This window comes from Dysgonomonas sp. 37-18 (assembly GCF_001899125.1).
Classification (GTDB): Bacteria; Bacteroidota; Bacteroidia; order Bacteroidales; family Dysgonomonadaceae; genus Dysgonomonas.
Map to the genome: position 1 here is coordinate 48,731 of NZ_MKVC01000040.1, position 18,009 is coordinate 66,739.

Here is an 18,009-nt window from a genome sequence, read left to right on the forward strand (position 1 = left end):
CAGTTGAATGAGTCCTATATTAGTACTATTAACTATAGCATTTTATTTTAGCATACTCTTTGCCATATCATATATAACAGGACGCAAAGCAGACAATCAGGGATTCTTTACCGGAAACCGTAAATCGCCATGGTATGTCGTTGCCTTTGCTATGATTGGATCTGCTATATCTGGAGTAACTTTTGTATCTGTCCCGGGTATGGTTGCCACCAGTGGATTTTCGTATATGCAAATGGTGATGGGGTTTGTTGTTGGACAATTTATTATTGCATTTGTTCTGGTTCCTTTATTTTACAAGATGAACCTGACATCCATATATGAATATTTAGAAAACCGCTTTGGCATTGCATCATATAAAACAGGTGCTTGGCTGTTTTTCATATCAAAGATGCTGGGGGCTGCCGTACGATTATTTTTAGTGTGCATCGTATTGCAATTATTAGTTTTTGCACCACTTAAGCTTCCGTTTATTTTGAATGTGGTATTTACAGTAGGGTTGGTATGGTTGTATACGTATAAGGGTGGAGTAAAATCATTAATATGGACGGATTCTTTAAAAACATTCTGTTTGATTGTTTCGGTAGGATTATGTATCTATTATATTGCATCAGACTTAGGGCTTAATTTTTCGAGTATGTTATCAACCATTAACGAAAATGATTTCTCCAAAACTTTCTTCTTTGATGATATAAATGATAGACGCTTCTTTTTCAAACAGTTTCTTGCCGGCATATTTACTGTGATAGCCACAACAGGACTAGATCAAGATATGATGCAGAAAAATATGAGCTGTAGGAATTCCAGCGATTCTCAAAAAAATATTATTATCAGTGGTTCAATGCAATTAATAATTAATCTATTGTTCTTAATGCTTGGGGTTTTATTATATACCTATGTATTTCAGAACAATATATCTACTCCCGGAAAAAGCGATGAAATATTTCCCCTACTAGCCACGGGCGGATACTTCCCTACCATAGTCGGCATATTGTTTATTATCGGTTTGATATCTGCGGCCTATGCTGCTGCCGGATCGGCATTGACAGCTCTGACTACATCTTTTACAGTAGACATACTGGAAAGCACAAAGAAAAAATCAGAGAAAGAGGTTGCACTGATACGGAAAAAGGTCCACATAGGCATGGCTATAACGATGGGAGTGACAATCATCATAATAGACCAACTTAACAACACCTCCGTTATTGATGCCGTATATATTCTGGCCAGCTATACGTACGGTCCTATATTAGGCTTATTTGCCTTTGGTATTTTTACGAAAAAGGCAGTCAAAGACAGATATATACCATTAGTTACAATTATAGCACCTATAATCTGTTTTATTCTGGATAAAAACTCCGAAATATGGTTCAACGGATATAGGTTCAGCTACGAAATATTGATTATAAATGCGATATTAACATTCATAGGATTATTTATCCTTACAACTAAAAATAAATCAACAGTAGAATATTATCAAACGAAATAAACTGAAAACGATGAAGATCAATTGTTTTATACCTTTTCAAAGCGTAAGTCAAGTAAAAGAGACTGTATTATCTCTTAAGGAATCTGAGTTAGTAAATAAAATATATCTGCTAAAAGAAAACGATAATCAAGAAACCATTGAAGGTTGCGACATATTAGATATAGATACGCTACGCTCAACAGCAACAATAAAGAAAATAGCATCTAAAGCCGATGCTGAATATACCCTGATCTACACCAAGTCTGCAAGTCTACGCCTTGGCATGTTCGCCTTAAACCGTATGTTGCAAATAGCGGCTGACTCAGGTGCAGGAATGGTGTATGCCGATCATTATCAAATAGCAAATAACGAAAAGAAAAACAGTCCTGTAATCACATACCAGAAAGGGAGTTTGCGGGACGATTTCAATTTCGGGTCTGTATTAATATACAAGTCTGATAGATTGAAAAAAGCTGTAGCCGATATGGAGACAGAGTATAAGTTTGCAGGCATATATGATCTTCGATTAAAAGTATCTCAAGAATCCGAGATTGTACATATAAATGAATATTTATATACAGAAATAGAAAACGACACTCGCAAAAGCGGCGAAAAAGTTTTTGACTACGTAGACCCAAAAAATCGGGAGGTACAAATAGAGATGGAGAAAGCATGCACAAAACACTTGAAGAAAATTGGTGCATACTTAGCTCCTAACTTCCGAAAAGTAGAATTTGATCAGGTAAACTTTGAGTACGAGGCTTCGGTAATAATTCCTGTCAGAAACCGTATCAAAACAATTTCTGATGCGATAAAATCTGTACTAAGCCAGAAAACAAACTTTAAGTTCAATCTTATTATCGTAGATAACTATTCTACCGATGGCACCACCGAAGCTATTGACAAATTTACAGACGAACGCCTTATACACGTTATTCCCGAAAATAAAGAACTGGGAATAGGAGGTTGTTGGAATGCCGGTGTACACCAGCCGAAGTGTGGAAAATTTGCAGTCCAATTGGATAGTGATGATGTATATTCTGATGAAAATACCTTGCAAAAAATAGTAGATGCATTCTACGAACAAAACTGCGCCATGGTAGTAGGAACATATATGCTTACCGACTTCGATATGAAAATGATACCTCCGGGTATTATTGATCATAAAGAATGGACACCAGACAATGGACGAAACAATGCTTTGCGTATAAACGGCTTGGGTGCTCCACGTGCATTCTACACGCCTGTTCTGAGAGAAATCAAAGTACCTAATACCAGTTACGGAGAAGATTATGCGTTAGGCTTACATTTTTCGCGCAACTACCAAATAGGACGTATATATGATGTCTTATATCTCTGCCGCCGTTGGGATGACAACTCTGATGCATCATTAGACATAGTGAAGATGAATGCACACAATACATATAAGGATAGAATTCGCACATGGGAAGTTGAAGCTCGTATTGCTCTTAACAAAAGCAATAGGTAATTGTAATTAAAAAAGTTTGAAAAAATGAGGGTTGGATTTACTACTCATGAAAAAGCCCTCATTTTTTGATGCCAAATAAAAAGATATGGATCGTACATCTAAAGAAGCAAAAGAGCTATTACAATCTCAGTTGAAAGAATGGGATTTGGCAAGAATAAATTTTGAAGTTCTTAACCGTGTAAAAACAAAAGAGTTTCATTTTGATGGATTTAAAATAAGGGTTCAATTCAATCCTGCACGCATTCAATCATCTGCTGCAAAAGTAGATGCGAAATCCATACAGGAAAGAAAATGCTTTCTTTGTCCAAATAATCTACCAAAAGAACAAAGAGGAATTGACTTTGCCAAAAACTATCAGATACTTGTAAATCCATTTCCTATTTTTCCTGAACACTTTACAATACCAACATACGAGCATACCGATCAACTTATCTTCAACAGATATGGTGATATGCTCGACTTGGCAAAAAGCCTGTGTGAATATACTATATTTTACAATGGACCTAAATGTGGAGCTTCAGCACCCGACCACGCGCATTTTCAGGCGGGGATAAAAGGATTCTTGCCAATAGAAAATGACATAGAGTCCCTGCCAAAAGAAACGATATATACAACCGAATCAACAGCGGTTTCTGCATTAAAAAACTATCAAAGAAATTGTTTTTTGATTGAGACAAAAGATAGAGAAGAAGCCATCCGTTTTTTTAAGCTGTTATATAACCTCCTTGAAGTAAAAGAAGACGATCAGGAGCCAATGATGAATATCATCACTTGGTACAACAATGATATATGGTACAGTTGCATCTTTCCTCGAGAAAAGCACCGTCCGGCTTGTTTCTTCGCCGAAGGTGAAGAAAACTTGCTAATCAGCCCTGCCTCTGTAGATTTGGGAGGTGTATTTATCACTCCTCTTGAAAAAGATTTTGAAAAGATTACGAAAGAAGACATTTCTCTCATATTAAAAGAGATATGTATCGACAGCCAACAAATGCAGTCTATTACCGATAAGATAAAACAAAGCGTATGGAACCAAAAGTAAGTGTCGGCATTTTATGGAATAAAAAAATAACTTTTATTCTCAATCAAGCCTATTTATACCAAGGACTAGAAACTTCGGGAGAAAACACCGTTTCTTTCAGCGATGGAAAAATCGTATGGAATGGAAGTGCTTATGATGAATTATATTTCGAACCAAAACATAAAGATGCATCATTCACTATTAAAGATGTAGTAATTGGCATCAACTTCCACTGGGAACGCAAGGAAGATCAAGAATTTCAAGGAGCATTGAAACTAATAGTAGAGAATGATACAATCTCCGCAATCAATATTATCGGTGTAGAAGATTACCTGACAAGTGTTATATCTTCCGAGATGAGTGCTACCGCTTCCCTCGAATTACTAAAAGCTCACGCAGTGATATCTCGTAGTTGGCTCTTAGCCCAAATAGAAAAGAATCGCGAGATTATTGCACAAGAAGAAAAATATACCACTTTCATCGAAACCGAAGATGAAAGAATTCGTTGGTACGATAGAGAAGACCACGTCAATTTTGACGTATGCGCAGACGATCATTGTCAGCGTTATCAGGGCATAACAAGAGCCAACTCAAATATTGATATCGTTAAACAAGCTATAGAAGAAACCAAAGGTCAAGTACTAAAGTCTGAGAACAAAATATGCGATGCTCGTTTCTCTAAATGTTGCGGAGGAATTGTCGAAGAGTTTCAAAACTGCTGGGAAGATACAAAATTCCCCTACCTAGTAAAACTAAGAGATGATGACAGTACAAAGGATATACCTGATCTGATACAAGAACAGGAATCCATAAAATGGATACATACTCGTCCTTCTGCATTTTGCAATACGCAAGATAAAAAGATATTAAGTCAGGTTCTGAATAATTATGATCAGGAAACAACCGACTTTTATCGTTGGCAAGTAGTATATACTAAAACAGAATTATCCGAATTGGCATACAGGCGTTTGGGTATAGATTTCGGAACAATTCAAGAACTAATCCCTATAGAAAGAGGAACATCAGGACGATTAATCAAGCTGAAAATAGTAGGATCAAAGAAAACCATGACCATCGGCAAAGAATTGGAAATCAGGCGTACTTTGTCCGAATCTCACTTGTATAGTTCTGCTTTTACTGTCGACAAAAAAGATGATCAATTCATCTTAACAGGAGCCGGCTGGGGACATGGTGTCGGTCTTTGCCAGATAGGTGCTGCAGTGATGGGTGAAAAAGGCTATCAATACAATCAAATATTGTTGCATTATTATATCGATGCAACTATTGAAAAGTTATATTAAATAAATTTATACGAAGGATAAAACCATGAAAGAAAATAAAAAATCACCGTGGGCATGGATTCCATCTCTTTATCTGGCTGAAGGACTGCCTTATGTTGCCGTAATGACTATTTCGGTGATCATGTATAAACGAATGGGTATATCTAACACAGATATAGCCTTGTATACCAGCTGGCTATATTTACCGTGGGTGATCAAGCCCTTCTGGAGTCCATTCGTAGATTTATTAAAAACAAAACGTTGGTGGATAGTAACTATGCAAATACTTATCGGCGCAGGCTTTGCAGGAATTGCTTTTACTATTCCCCTACCCGTCTTTTTCCAGGCAACACTGGCATTCTTCTGGCTATTAGCCTTTAGTTCTGCCACTCATGATATTGCAGCCGATGGATTTTATATGCTAGGATTGAACACTAACGACCAAGCAAAATACGTAGGAATCAGAAGTACATTTTATCGTATCGCTAACATTATGGGGCAAGGTGTACTTATTATTCTTGCCGGCTTTCTGGAAAGTACATCCGGATGTGAACCTCTGAAAGTGAATATCGATGTATCCCCACAATACACCCAATCTACTTTATTTGTACCGGAAGTACAAAATATTACTGAAAAAGATGGGGATATACACTTCATCGTAAATGAAGCTGTAGTAAAAATCGGTACGCATGGAGTAAATAAAGATAGCCTCAAGGTCTTTATGGATAGTGTTGCAAAATTGAATCAGAACAATGGATTTACAGCAAAAGAGCATACTTCGAATACACTAATTATAGAAAAGGAAGAAAGCTTATGGAGTAAGAATGTATCCAAACCTTTGGGAAACTGGATAAAAACAAATTTCGGCGAAAAACGATTTGTAGCCAAGTCTGAGCATACCGGCAACATAGCCTTAGTTGCTGTATGGTTATCTAAACGTCCCGAAGATGGGAAAGAGATGGTTTTAAACACGTCGATAAATAGAGGCGACAATAGTATTTCGCTGATACATGGAGAAAGACTCGCCTTTACCGAAAGCAACTGGAATAAACCCGCATACCTTATTTTTCAGGTAGATCCCAAATTAACTACTGCTAGTTCAGCAGAATATAAGGGACTATCGGGAAATATTCCTTTTGCATGGTCTATTACCTTCTTCGTATTAGCAGGATTATTTATATTCTTCAGCTTTTATCATCGGGTTGTGTTACCTAAGCCTGATTCAGATAAACCTCACCAACATATTACAGCCAAATCTATATTCAAAGAGTTTGAAGTTACATTCTGTTCGTTTTTCAAGAAACCTCAAGCAGCAGCAGCAATATTTTTTATGTTGACATATCGTTTCTCCGAAGCCCAATTACTAAAACTGATCAATCCATTCTTATTAGATTCGAAAGATATCGGAGGATTGGGATTAACTACAGGTGAAGTTGGATTGGTATACGGTACAATCGGTATTATCGGGCTTACACTAGGTGGTATTATCGGCGGATTTGTGGCGGCAAAGGGCGGATTAAGGAAATGGTTGTGGCCAATGACACTAAGCATGCTGCTTACTATTGCTACATTCCTATATCTAAGCTTTACGCAAACCGATAGCCTTATAATAATAAATATCTGCATTTTTATTGAGCAATTTGGTTACGGATTCGGATTTACAGCTTATATGTTATATCTCATTTATTTTTCAGAAGGAACACATAAGACTGCCCATTACGCTTTCTGTACAGGCTTTATGGCATTGGGTATGATGATTCCGGGTATGTTTGCAGGATGGCTTCAAGAACAATTAGGATACAATCACTTCTTCATTTGGGTAATGATCTGTAGCATTATTACGATCATTGCAGTTTCTTTACTGAAGATAAATCCAAACTATGGTAAAGCAACGGATAAAGAATCTTAAAAACAATAAAAAACAATCAACAATGAAAAAAGTATCTATAATATTATCACTATTATTCTTGTTCTCTTTCACAACCTTCGCCCAGAAGATAAAGATTAAGACAGGAATTGAAGTTCTAAAAGAACAAAACTTTAAAATATTGGAAGGAAAGCGTGTGGGACTTATAACAAATCCTACAGGAGTAGACAATAATATGAAATCGACTATTGACATTCTTCATGAAGCAAAGAATGTACAGTTAGTTGCACTTTTTGCTCCCGAACATGGAGTAAGAGGCGATGCGCACGCCGGAGACCATGTAGATAATGTAACAGACCCGAAAACAGGATTACCCGTATATTCATTACATGGAAAAACCCGTTTTCCTTCTGCCGAGATGCTTAAAAACATTGATATGCTAGTATACGACATACAAGATATAGGTTGCCGATCATTCACTTACATTAGTACAATGGGACTAGCAATGCAGGCTGCTGCGGAAAACAATGTGGAGTTCGTAGTTCTCGACAGACCAAATCCTCTGGGTGGTTTAAAAGTTGAAGGCGGACTGGTTGACGAAAAATTTATTTCCTTTGTAAGCCAGTTCAAAATACCTTATGTATATGGGTTGACTTGCGGTGAATTAGCATTGCTGCTAAACGGAGAGAATATGCTAAGCAAACAGTGTAAACTGCAAATAGTAAAAATGAAAAGCTGGAAGCGTAAAATGACGTACGAGCAAACAGGATTGCAATGGATTCCATCTTCACCTCATATTCCACAACCAATTTCAGCAGTTATGTATCCCGTATCCGGAATCTTAGGAGAATTAGGCTATATGTCTATCGGTGTAGGTTATACAATTCCCTTCCAGATGTTTGCTGCCCAATGGATCAAAGCTAGCGATCTGGCAGATAATCTCAACAAATTACACTTGCCGGGAATACATTTCAGACCAATATATTTGAAACCGTTCTATTCTGTAGGACAAGGAGAGCAACTGGAAGGTGTACAAGTACATATTATGAATTATGAAAAAGCTCGTTTATCCGAAATACAGTTTTATGTGATGCAGGAAATAGCTAGATTGTATCCTGAAAAAGCTATTTTTGACAATGCGAATGATAAACGCTATAGAATGTTTGACCAGGTTTCGGGAAGTGACTATGTAAGACTTACATTTTCTAAGAATAATAGATTTGATGATATAAAAGATTTTTGGTATAAAGAAACAGAACCGTTTAAAAAGACATCTAAAAAATATTATCTATATAAATAGTTATTTGAGATACCAATTTGAAAATTACATAGCAAAAGGTTACAATATAAACATACCGAAAAAGTGTCACTTTTGTCACCTTTTAGCACCATAATACTTGATTATAAGCAATAAAAAAAAGTAACAAATGACTCAAAAACCAAGCAGCAGACTCCTATCTCTCGACATACTGCGGGGAATAACCATTGCCGGAATGATAATGGTAAATAACCCGGGTTCGTGGAGCTATATATATGCGCCTCTGGGACATGCAGCGTGGCATGGACTAACTCCTACCGACTTGGTTTTCCCATTTTTCATGTTTATTATGGGAATATCAACTTATATCTCGTTACGAAAATTCAATTTTGAGTTCAGCAAGCCTACACTCTTCAAAATTCTAAAAAGAACGTTAGTGATATTCCTCATCGGGCTTGGATTGGGCTGGATTTCATTGTCATTCAGAACTTTTAATAACCTGTTGAGTGAAGATATTGGCTTTTTTGAAAGATTTATAACAGCCATTACAAACTTCGAGCATATCCGAATACTCGGAGTTATGCAACGGCTGGCACTAACATACGGAGCTACAGCTCTGATAGCTATATTTGTAAAACATAAGTATATCCCTTATATCATAGTTGTTACACTCATTGGATATTTTTTACTGCTCTTATTTGGCAACGGATTCGACTTTAGCGAGGATAATATTATCTCAGTCTTTGACAGAGCTGTTTTGGGTACAAATCACATGTATAAAGATAGTGGTTTGGCAATTGACCCTGAAGGGCTATTAAGTACAATTCCTGCAATCTGCCACGTACTAATTGGATTCTGTTGCGGAGAAATTCTCCTAACAACCAAAGACAATAACGAGCGAATACAACGTTTATTTATAATCGGAGCGGTAATGACATTCTTGGGCTTTTTACTTAGTTACGGTTGTCCGATTAACAAAAAAATATGGTCTCCTACATTTGTTTTGGCAACATGTGGGTTAGCATCAACGTTGCTTGCTCTTCTGATATGGATCATAGATATAAAAGGGCATAAAAAATGGAGTGTATTTTTTGAATCATTCGGTGTAAATCCTTTATTTATATATGTTGCGGCAGGCATTTTCTCTATTTTGCTCGGAAACATAATTTTTACATATGACGGAAATATAATTAATTTAAAAAATTTCATATACCAAATCTCCCTACAACCTTATCTGGGTAATTACCTCGGTTCGCTTGTATATGCCCTTTTGTTTGTAGGATTTAATTGGATAATAGGAAACATATTGTATAAAAAGAAAATCTATATTAAAATATGATATTATTAGCAGATGGCGGCTCTACAAAGGTCGATTGGCGTTTAGTAGAGGGTACTAAAGAGATCAAACAGATTTCTACCAAAGGAGCAAATCCATTTTTTCGGTCTCGAGAAGATATTAGTGAAGAAATAAAGAAAGTTATTAACCCCGTCCTCAATGGACACACAATAGATTCTGTCCATTTTTTTGGTGCAGGATGTGCATCCCCCGAAAAGAATAAAATTGTAAGAGATGCGATAGCAGATAACATAAAGACATCTCACATTGAAGTAAATAGTGATTTGGTTGCAGCGGCAAAAGGATTATGTGGGACAAAAAAAGGTATCGCTTGCATACTTGGCACAGGATCAAACTCTTGTTTTTACGACGGAGAAGAGATTGTTGAGAACGTTTCACCTCTTGGCTATGTATTAGGTGACGAAGGAAGCGGTGCTGTACTTGGCAGGTTATTCTTAGGAGCATGCCTGAAAAACCAATTAACAAAAGGGTTGAAAGAAAAATTCCTGAAAGAATTTGATCTCACCCCAGCAGCTATTCTGGATATGGTATACAGACAACCTCTTGCAAATCGTTTTTTGGCAAGTTTATCACCGTTTTTGGTAGAGAATATACACGATAAAACGGTGTATGATCTAGTATACAATGCTTTCAAAGACTTTTTTGTGAAAAATGTGATGCAATATGACTACAAAAATAATGATGTGCATTTCACCGGGTCGGTAGCATACTATTATAAAGATTTGGTGCGCAAAGTTGGTGCTGACTTGCATATTAAAGTAGGTATCATCTCTCAGTCTCCGATGGAGGGCCTCATAAAATACTATGCAGGCGAATGTCAAACAATACATAATTAATTCAACATGGCTTTTGTAAAGATAACAGAGCAACCGTCGCTATATGACAATCTTGAGAACAAGTCTGTACTTGAACTCTTGACAGATATAAACAATGAAGATAAAAAAGTAGCTTTAGCTGTAGAAAAGGCGATACCACAAATAGAAAAACTTGTTTCGCAAATAGTACCCCGGATGCAACAAGGAGGGCGTATTTTCTATATGGGAGCAGGAACTAGCGGACGTCTTGGTGTATTGGACGCTTCCGAAATTCCACCAACATTTGGTATGCCAAAAACATTGGTTATCGGGCTCATTGCAGGAGGTGATACAGCATTGCGCAATCCGGTAGAAAAAGCCGAAGACAATATGGAATCTGGGTGGACAGAGTTACAAGCTCACAACATTAATGATAAAGATACAGTAATTGGGATTGCAGCATCAGGTACAACGCCATACGTTGTAGGAGCTTTACGTGAAGCTCGCAAACATGGAATTCTTACAGCATCCATCTCTAGCAATCCCGATTCGCCTATTGCTCAGGAAGCAGAAATAGCAATAGAAATGATAGTTGGTCCTGAATATGTTACTGGTAGTTCGCGTATGAAATCCGGCACAGGTCAAAAAATGATATTGAATATGATCACTACGGCTACCATGATAAAGTTAGGACGGGTGAAAGGTAACCGAATGGTCAACATGCAATTATCGAATGCAAAACTTGTAGACAGAGGAACACGCATGGTATCCGAAGAGTTAGGCTTGGATTATGAACAAGCAAAGCATTTACTGTTACTACATGGTTCTGTTAAAAAAGCTGTGAATGCATACAGAACTGACAATAAATAATCACTCTAAATAGTAAACATATAGATCACTACTATACAGAAGATTATACACTTATTCGATACGTCAGCATTATTGGGTCATTCGTCCCAAAAAGTAGATTTATACAAAGTGTTGCTGCTGAGCAGTAAGTGTTTTATACATAATTCATTATCTTTACCGATAAGTTTAACCTATTTATAAACCAAAATCAAATATGATGTTTACAATTAAAAAACAGACTCCTAAAATCCTACTGACACTATGCTCCATTGTGGCAGTATCTTTTACAGCCTGCATCGGTGGAGAAAAACCCAACACTCTGACCGAAAAAGAGAAGCAAGAAGGTTGGCAACTTTTATTTGATGGAGAAACACTTAATGGATGGCGCGACTACAATGGCACATCACTCACAGAGCCTTGGCATGTTGTAGATGGCTGCATTCAGGCTAAAGGTGATGGTAGCGATGCCAGTGGATACATTGTTACAGAAAAAAAGTATGAAAATTTCGAGCTATCTTGGGATTGGAAATTATCGAAAGGTGGGAATAGTGGTATGCTATATCATGTAGTGGAAAGACCCCAATATAAAGTTCCGTATGTTACAGGACCTGAATACCAATTGATAGACACCCCTAATTTCGCGGAAAAACTTGAAGCCTGGCAAGATCTGGGTGCAGATTATGCTATGCATATTCCTGATACAACAAAAATGAAAGTCAATCCTCAGGGAGAATGGAACAATTCTAAAATTGTATTTGACAATGGACATGTAGAACACTGGTTGAATGGTGTAAAAATATTAGAGTTCGAAGCATGGACTGATGATTGGTTCGAACGAAAGAATAGTGGAAAATGGAAAGATGCTCCAGAATACGGACTGGCGAAAAAAGGTGTATTATGTCTTCAGGATCATGGATATCCGGCATCGTTCCGCAATATAAAGATTAAAGAACTACCAACGAAATCGAAAGAAGTAAATCTGTTCAACGGGACTGACCTGAAAGGCTGGGACGTTTATGGAACAGAAAAATGGTACGTACAAGATAAACTTTTGGTATGCGAAAGCGGCCCTGACAAACAATATGGATATCTCGCTACGCGCGAATATTATGATAATTTTGATCTGACTGTTGAATTTAAGCAAGAAGCAGATGGTAATTCGGGAGTATTTATCCGTTCGTTTATCGAAGAAGATGTAAAAGTGAATGGCTGGCAAGTAGAAGTAGCGCCTAAAGGTCATGGAACAGGTGGCATCTACGAATCGTACGGTAGAGGATGGTTGATTCAAATACCTAAAGAGAAAGAAGAGTTTCTTAAGGTTGGCGACTGGAATACTATGCGTATACTCGTTCAGGGTAACAAAGTAACGACATGGCTTAATGGACAAGAGATGGTCAACTTTGATGATGAGAAAATCGGTGCAGGACAAGGACGTATAGCTCTTCAAATACATGATGGCGGCGGCATAAAAGTTCTATGGCGTAATTTAAAGCTAAAAACACTGTAATAGAAAAGGTAATTCATATAGAATTAATAGAGTGGCGGTTATATCTTAATCGCCACGCTTATTTTAGAATCCTAAAAAAATATGCAATTGAGTATAAATATATGATTCCTACAGACCAATTAAAGTTGTATGTATTACAAAAAACCAATACCTTTGAAGCCATAAAATAAATAAGTATATGAAATATAAATCCATTATGGCATTAGTTTTAGGTGCAGTCTTGGCCGCATGTAATTCTGCCGACAAGAAGGCAAGTACAGAAAAAGATGAACCCATCATAGGTAAAGCCTCCGTAAAGGTAGAAAACGGAATAATGACGCCCGAAGTATTGTATAGTTTTGGACGTGTATCTGATGTTCAGGTCTCACCTGACAAATCGAAGATATTGTATGGTGTAACTTATGTAAGCATTGAGCAGAATAAAACAAACAAAGAACTATTTACGATGAATGTAGATGGTTCTGACAAAAAACAAATTACCCAAACGCCTAAAAGTGAAAACAACGCTATCTGGGTGAAAGGCGGTAGTAAGATTGCCTTTTTGAGTAGCGAAAGTGGATATTCTCAAATATGGGAAATGGATCCAGATGGTAGCGGCCGTAAACAAATAAGTAATATAGAAGGTGATGTTAATGGGTTTTCTTATTCTCCTGACGGAAAAAAAATTATGTACATCAAAAACATAAAATTCGGAGAGCGTACAACAGACCGTTACAAAGATCTTCCTAAAGCGTCAGGACGAATTATTGATGACCTGATGTATAAACACTGGTCTGAGTGGGTTGAAGAAATCCCTCATACTTTTGTAGCTGATTTTGATGGAGAAAAAGTATCAGACGGAATTGATATTCTTGGCGATGAACCATACGAATGTCCAATGCTTCCATTTGGAGGTACCGAGCAGTTGGCTTGGAGCCCTGATAGCAAGTCCATCGCATACACATGTCGCAAGAAAAAAGGATTGGAATACGCTTTGTCTACCAATTCAGACATTTATCTATTCAATATAGAAAGTAAGCAAACAGTAAACCTCACAGAGGGGATGATGGGATATGATATAAACCCTGTATTCTCTCCCGATGGCAGATACATAGCTTGGCAAAGTATGGAACGTGAAGGCTACGAGTCAGACAAAAACAGAATGTTTGTCATGAATTTAGCAACAAAAGAAAAGACATACGTGACCGAAGCATTCGATTATAATACCGATTTCCTTTTATGGAGTGATGATAATCAAAGCATTTATTTTGTTTCTTGTGTTGAAGCTAAAACTCAATTGTTCCAGGCTTATATTCACACAAAAGAGATAAAACAAATCACCAAAGGCGATCATGATTATGAATCATTTGAGATAGCCGGAGACAAACTTATAGCACTTCGTCACTCATTATCTAAACCGAATGAAATATACTCTGTAAATATTTCTATAGGAGAAGCGACTGAACTAAGTTTCGAAAACAAAGATATACTCAGCCAATTAACGATGGGTAAAGTAGAGGAACGCTGGATAGCGACTACCGATGGGAAGAAAATGCTAACATGGGTTGTTTATCCTCCAAACTTTGACCCGAATAAGAAATACCCTGCAATATTATACTGCCAGGGAGGACCACAAAGTACTGTGAGCCAGTTTTGGTCTTATCGTTGGAATTTACAAATGATGGCAGCTAATGGATATATCGTTGTAGCCCCTAACCGTAGAGGTTTACCTGGCTTTGGTCAGGAATGGCTGGAGCAAATAAGTAAAGATTATGGCGGTCAGAATATGAAGGATTATCTTTCTGCAATTGATGCTTTAGCAAAAGAGCCTTATGTAAATGCGGACAAATTAGGATGTACAGGCGCTAGTTATGGCGGGTTCTCGGTATATTGGTTAGCCGGAAATCATAACAAGCGGTTTAAGGCATTCCTTGCGCATGCAGGAATCTTCAATTTGGAAGCACAATATCTTGAAACTGAAGAAATGTGGTTTGCAAATTGGGACCTAGGCGGTTCTTTCTGGGATAGAAGCAATTCTATTGCTCAACGCTCGTATGCTAACTCTCCTCATAAGTTTATAGACAAGTGGGATACACCTATTATGATCACTCATGGCGAACTTGACTACCGAATTCTTGCATCTCAAGGTATGATGGCATTCAATGCTGCAAAACTTAAAGGCATTCCAGCCCGAATGCTGATTTATCCAAACGAGAACCACTGGATATCTCAACCTCAAAACGGAATCCTGTTCCAGAGAGAGTTCTTCCGTTGGTTTGATGCATATTTAAAATAAAAATTTAGCACTCATAATAAAAGGTTATTATCTTAATTGGTAATAACCTTTTTTGTTTGCTCTATTTAATTCTATTATTATTAATCTACACAACGAAAATTTAACTATTTTAGAACAAACATTTGTTAGATTAAAAAATATAAAAAGTAACTTTGTATATAGAGAAGTATACAGTTTTCACATTGAAGTTTACGAATTATGAGATATATAAGATTATTTATTATTCTAATCTTAGCCTTTACGTGTTTTGCATGTAACCCCGGATCAGAAAATGCTGAAAGGTATATTTTTGAAGCAGAATCGCTTATAGACAACAAGCCCGACAGTGCTCTTGCTCTATTAGATTCTATTTTATATCCCGAAAATCTGAATAAAGAAAAATTCAACAAATACAATCTCTTAAGAATTCAGGCTAGAGATAAAAGCAACAAAGATATTTCGAAGGATACTATAATCTTCAATGTAAAAGACTATTATATAAAACACAATGATATGGTTAACGGAACCCTCGCTAGCTTTTACTCCGGCAGGGTTCTGAAAGATCAAAAAAAGAACAAAGAGGCTATGAGTGCCTATATGGAGGCTGAAACCTATGCAGAGCAAACAATAAATAATTTCAATATTAAAGGGCTAATTCAATCCCATATAGGATATTTGTATTATAATGAACTCTTACAAGATGAATCTCTCATTCGTTTTAAGAGAGCTGCCAACTATTTTGAAAAAGCAGGAAACTATAAGAATGAAGCATTTTCACTGAGAGATATAGGAAATAGTTTTTTATTGAAAAAAGAAAATGACAGTGCGTTCTATTATTATCAAAAAGGACTTGAAATTGCCGATATTACAAAAGACTCGATTTGTCAATCAAGCATAAGGCATAATTTAGGACTCATATTTAAAAAAGAAGGGAATTTTGCTAAATCAAAAGAATATCTGAATAAAGCGATCCCTTTCGCTAACAGCAGCATTACCAGAGCTAAAATATACTCGTCTTTGGCGCAAGTACTTTATAGTGAAAATAAAAGTGATTCAGCTATTTTCTATTTTGAGAAATCTCTGAAATTTTTGAAAGAGAGTAATGATCCATTTCTAACATCTAGAATATATGAATCTTTATCTATGATAGAAGAAGAAAAAAACAATTATAGACGAGCATTAGACTATAATAAAGATTGTATTAATAATCTTTATAATATTTATGAAAACAATGAAAATCAAGCTATTCTGGATATACAGAAAAAGTATGATTATGAGCTGGTAAAAAACACGAATAACCGACTGTTAATTCAAAGGCAATTTTTGTTTATCATATTATTAGGACTTGGACTTACTACGCTTATTATAGGGTTCTTCTTTTATTATAAAACACAGAAAAATGGTCGAGAATTATTAGAAGCCGAACAAAAAATAAGCCAATTGAACCAAATGGCTAAAAGTTACGATAAAAAAGAAGATTCATTCAGAAATAAATTACTACACCACTTCGATATCCTAAAGAAATCAGCTCTGCTGGAAGGTTTTTTACGCGAAGATGAAAAGAAGCATGGAGAAAAACTACTAAAGAAGTTTAATGAAATTGTATATAATCAAGCTAGTCTTGATTGGGATTTGCTATATCAAACAATGAATGAACTACACGATGGATTCTTTGATTCGCTGAGAGAAGCCTTTCCTCAGCTAGATGAATCTGAATTTAGAATATGCTGCCTTATATATTCAGATTTTACGAATGCTGAAATAAGCATTATCATGGAACAAAGCATTAATACCATTACTTCGAAAAGATCATCGATTAGAAAGAAAATTGGGGTAAAAGATTATGGAAATATAGTCGATTATTTGGATAGTAATGTTGCAAAGAACCAAAACGAGACATTTTCAACACCGACTAAGTCAAAATAAAAGTCATATTTCAGTTCCTCTCTAACAGAAATAAACAACTGTAACAAAAAGACTTATCAAAAATGAATAGTCAAAAAAAGTCATATCCACCTATATATATAGCACAAGCATAGCATATCTTGAGTAATTTAGTGTCTGGAATTACAAACATTAAATTAATGCATGTTATGAAAAAATATCTTTACCTTCTATCATTTATTTTTCTTTTACTGCCGGCAACTATAAATGCTGATACAACTTCTATCAACGATAACAAAGTACAAATAAAAGGTGATATTAGTGATGAAGGGATGACTAAGACTTCAGGTGTAGAGCCTATCGATATGTACATCGAAGGGACTAATCTAGATTTGTATTTTTATACGAAGAGTGAGTTTAAGATAGAAGTATACAATGCTGCAAATACATTAGTATATACTAAAACTGTTGTTAAATACGGAGGTAAAGTATTATCAATTGACATGGCAACCTGGGCTTCAGGATCTTATAAAATTGTATTAAATAACGTTACCTATAAAAAGTCTGCAACAGCTAATTTTATCTTATAAAGTTAGCATAAAAATATAGAGTGGTTTTTCTGATTTTCATTACCGTAGTGCGGCAATTATTTTGCTTTTCAATACTTCTTATTTACAGCTTGCACTACGGTTACTTATTTTCATTCAATTAAATTATTGTAAAAGTCTATCGTTGTGGTAATGACAGACTTTTATTTTTTTATTTAATTGATCTTTTCTATTTTAAACCCTGCTTGCTGAACAGCATTGACAATATCTGATTCCACAACCTCATCAGATATAACAGACAATACTTTATTTTTATCAGCTGTATCTACGTCCCACTTAGTTATACCTTTCACAGAGTTTAGATAAGGAGTAACTTTAGCTATACACCCGCCACAATTAATGCTTGTTTTGAATTTCAAAATATTATTTTCCATAACTT

At 36.1% G+C, this 18,009-nt stretch carries 13 protein-coding genes and 1 pseudogene; 13 read left to right on the forward strand and 1 reads right to left on the reverse strand.

Going from position 1 to position 18,009, the window contains the following annotated elements:
• Nucleotides 1–7: 7 nt before the first annotated feature.
• From BGO84_RS14470 to BGO84_RS14530, 13 genes and pseudogenes are all read left to right on the forward strand, one after another.
• Complete coding sequence (locus BGO84_RS14470) at nt 8–1,486, forward strand: sodium:solute symporter (protein WP_291030241.1); 1,479 nt, start codon at nt 8–10, stop codon at nt 1,484–1,486.
• Nucleotides 1,487–1,496: 10 nt separating this feature from the next.
• On the forward strand, nt 1,497–2,954 hold the full coding sequence (locus tag BGO84_RS14475; protein ID WP_291030243.1) for a glycosyltransferase family 2 protein: 1,458 nt from the start codon (nt 1,497–1,499) through the stop codon (nt 2,952–2,954).
• Between the two features lie 85 nt (nt 2,955–3,039).
• Entirely contained in the window at nt 3,040–3,993 is a 954-nt protein-coding gene (locus BGO84_RS14480) for a DUF4922 domain-containing protein (protein WP_291030245.1), read from the forward strand.
• Nucleotides 3,978–5,273 carry a SpoIID/LytB domain-containing protein gene (locus BGO84_RS14485; RefSeq protein ID WP_291030247.1) on the forward strand — a complete coding sequence of 432 codons (1,296 nt, stop codon included), beginning with the start codon at nt 3,978–3,980 and terminating at the stop codon, nt 5,271–5,273. The genes BGO84_RS14480 and BGO84_RS14485 overlap by 16 nt, the downstream gene beginning before the upstream one ends.
• 25 nt (nt 5,274–5,298) lie before the next feature.
• Nucleotides 5,299–5,799: pseudogene (locus BGO84_RS18745) on the forward strand (MFS transporter); the annotation flags it as partial.
• A 1,384-nt stretch (nt 5,800–7,183) separates the two neighbouring features.
• Entirely contained in the window at nt 7,184–8,419 is a 1,236-nt protein-coding gene (locus BGO84_RS14495; protein ID WP_291030251.1) for a DUF1343 domain-containing protein, read from the forward strand.
• Nucleotides 8,420–8,546: 127 nt separating this feature from the next.
• A complete protein-coding gene (locus BGO84_RS14500) occupies nt 8,547–9,716 on the forward strand; it encodes a heparan-alpha-glucosaminide N-acetyltransferase domain-containing protein (RefSeq protein WP_291030253.1) in 1,170 nt (389 codons plus the stop codon).
• Nucleotides 9,713–10,570, forward strand: coding sequence for a BadF/BadG/BcrA/BcrD ATPase family protein (locus tag BGO84_RS14505; protein ID WP_291030255.1), 858 nt, complete (start codon nt 9,713–9,715; stop codon nt 10,568–10,570). The genes BGO84_RS14500 and BGO84_RS14505 overlap by 4 nt, the downstream gene beginning before the upstream one ends.
• Before the next feature lie 6 nt (nt 10,571–10,576).
• Entirely contained in the window at nt 10,577–11,398 is an 822-nt protein-coding gene (gene murQ, locus BGO84_RS14510; RefSeq protein WP_291030257.1) for an N-acetylmuramic acid 6-phosphate etherase, read from the forward strand.
• Nucleotides 11,399–11,591: 193 nt separating this feature from the next.
• A complete protein-coding gene (locus BGO84_RS14515) occupies nt 11,592–12,884 on the forward strand; it encodes a DUF1080 domain-containing protein (protein ID WP_291030259.1) in 1,293 nt (430 codons plus the stop codon).
• Between the two features lie 196 nt (nt 12,885–13,080).
• Nucleotides 13,081–15,159, forward strand: a complete 2,079-nt coding sequence (locus BGO84_RS14520; protein ID WP_291030261.1) for a S9 family peptidase — start codon at nt 13,081–13,083, stop codon at nt 15,157–15,159.
• Nucleotides 15,160–15,357: 198 nt separating this feature from the next.
• On the forward strand, nt 15,358–17,064 hold the full coding sequence (locus BGO84_RS14525) for a hypothetical protein (protein ID WP_291030263.1): 1,707 nt from the start codon (nt 15,358–15,360) through the stop codon (nt 17,062–17,064).
• Nucleotides 17,065–17,231: 167 nt separating this feature from the next.
• Complete coding sequence (locus tag BGO84_RS14530) at nt 17,232–17,612, forward strand: DUF3244 domain-containing protein (RefSeq protein WP_291030265.1); 381 nt, start codon at nt 17,232–17,234, stop codon at nt 17,610–17,612.
• A 173-nt stretch (nt 17,613–17,785) separates the two neighbouring features.
• Here the strand turns inward: BGO84_RS14530 and BGO84_RS14535 are convergent, their stop codons facing one another.
• Entirely contained in the window at nt 17,786–18,004 is a 219-nt protein-coding gene (locus BGO84_RS14535; protein ID WP_291030267.1) for a cation transporter, read from the reverse strand.
• Nucleotides 18,005–18,009: the final 5 nt, after the last annotated feature.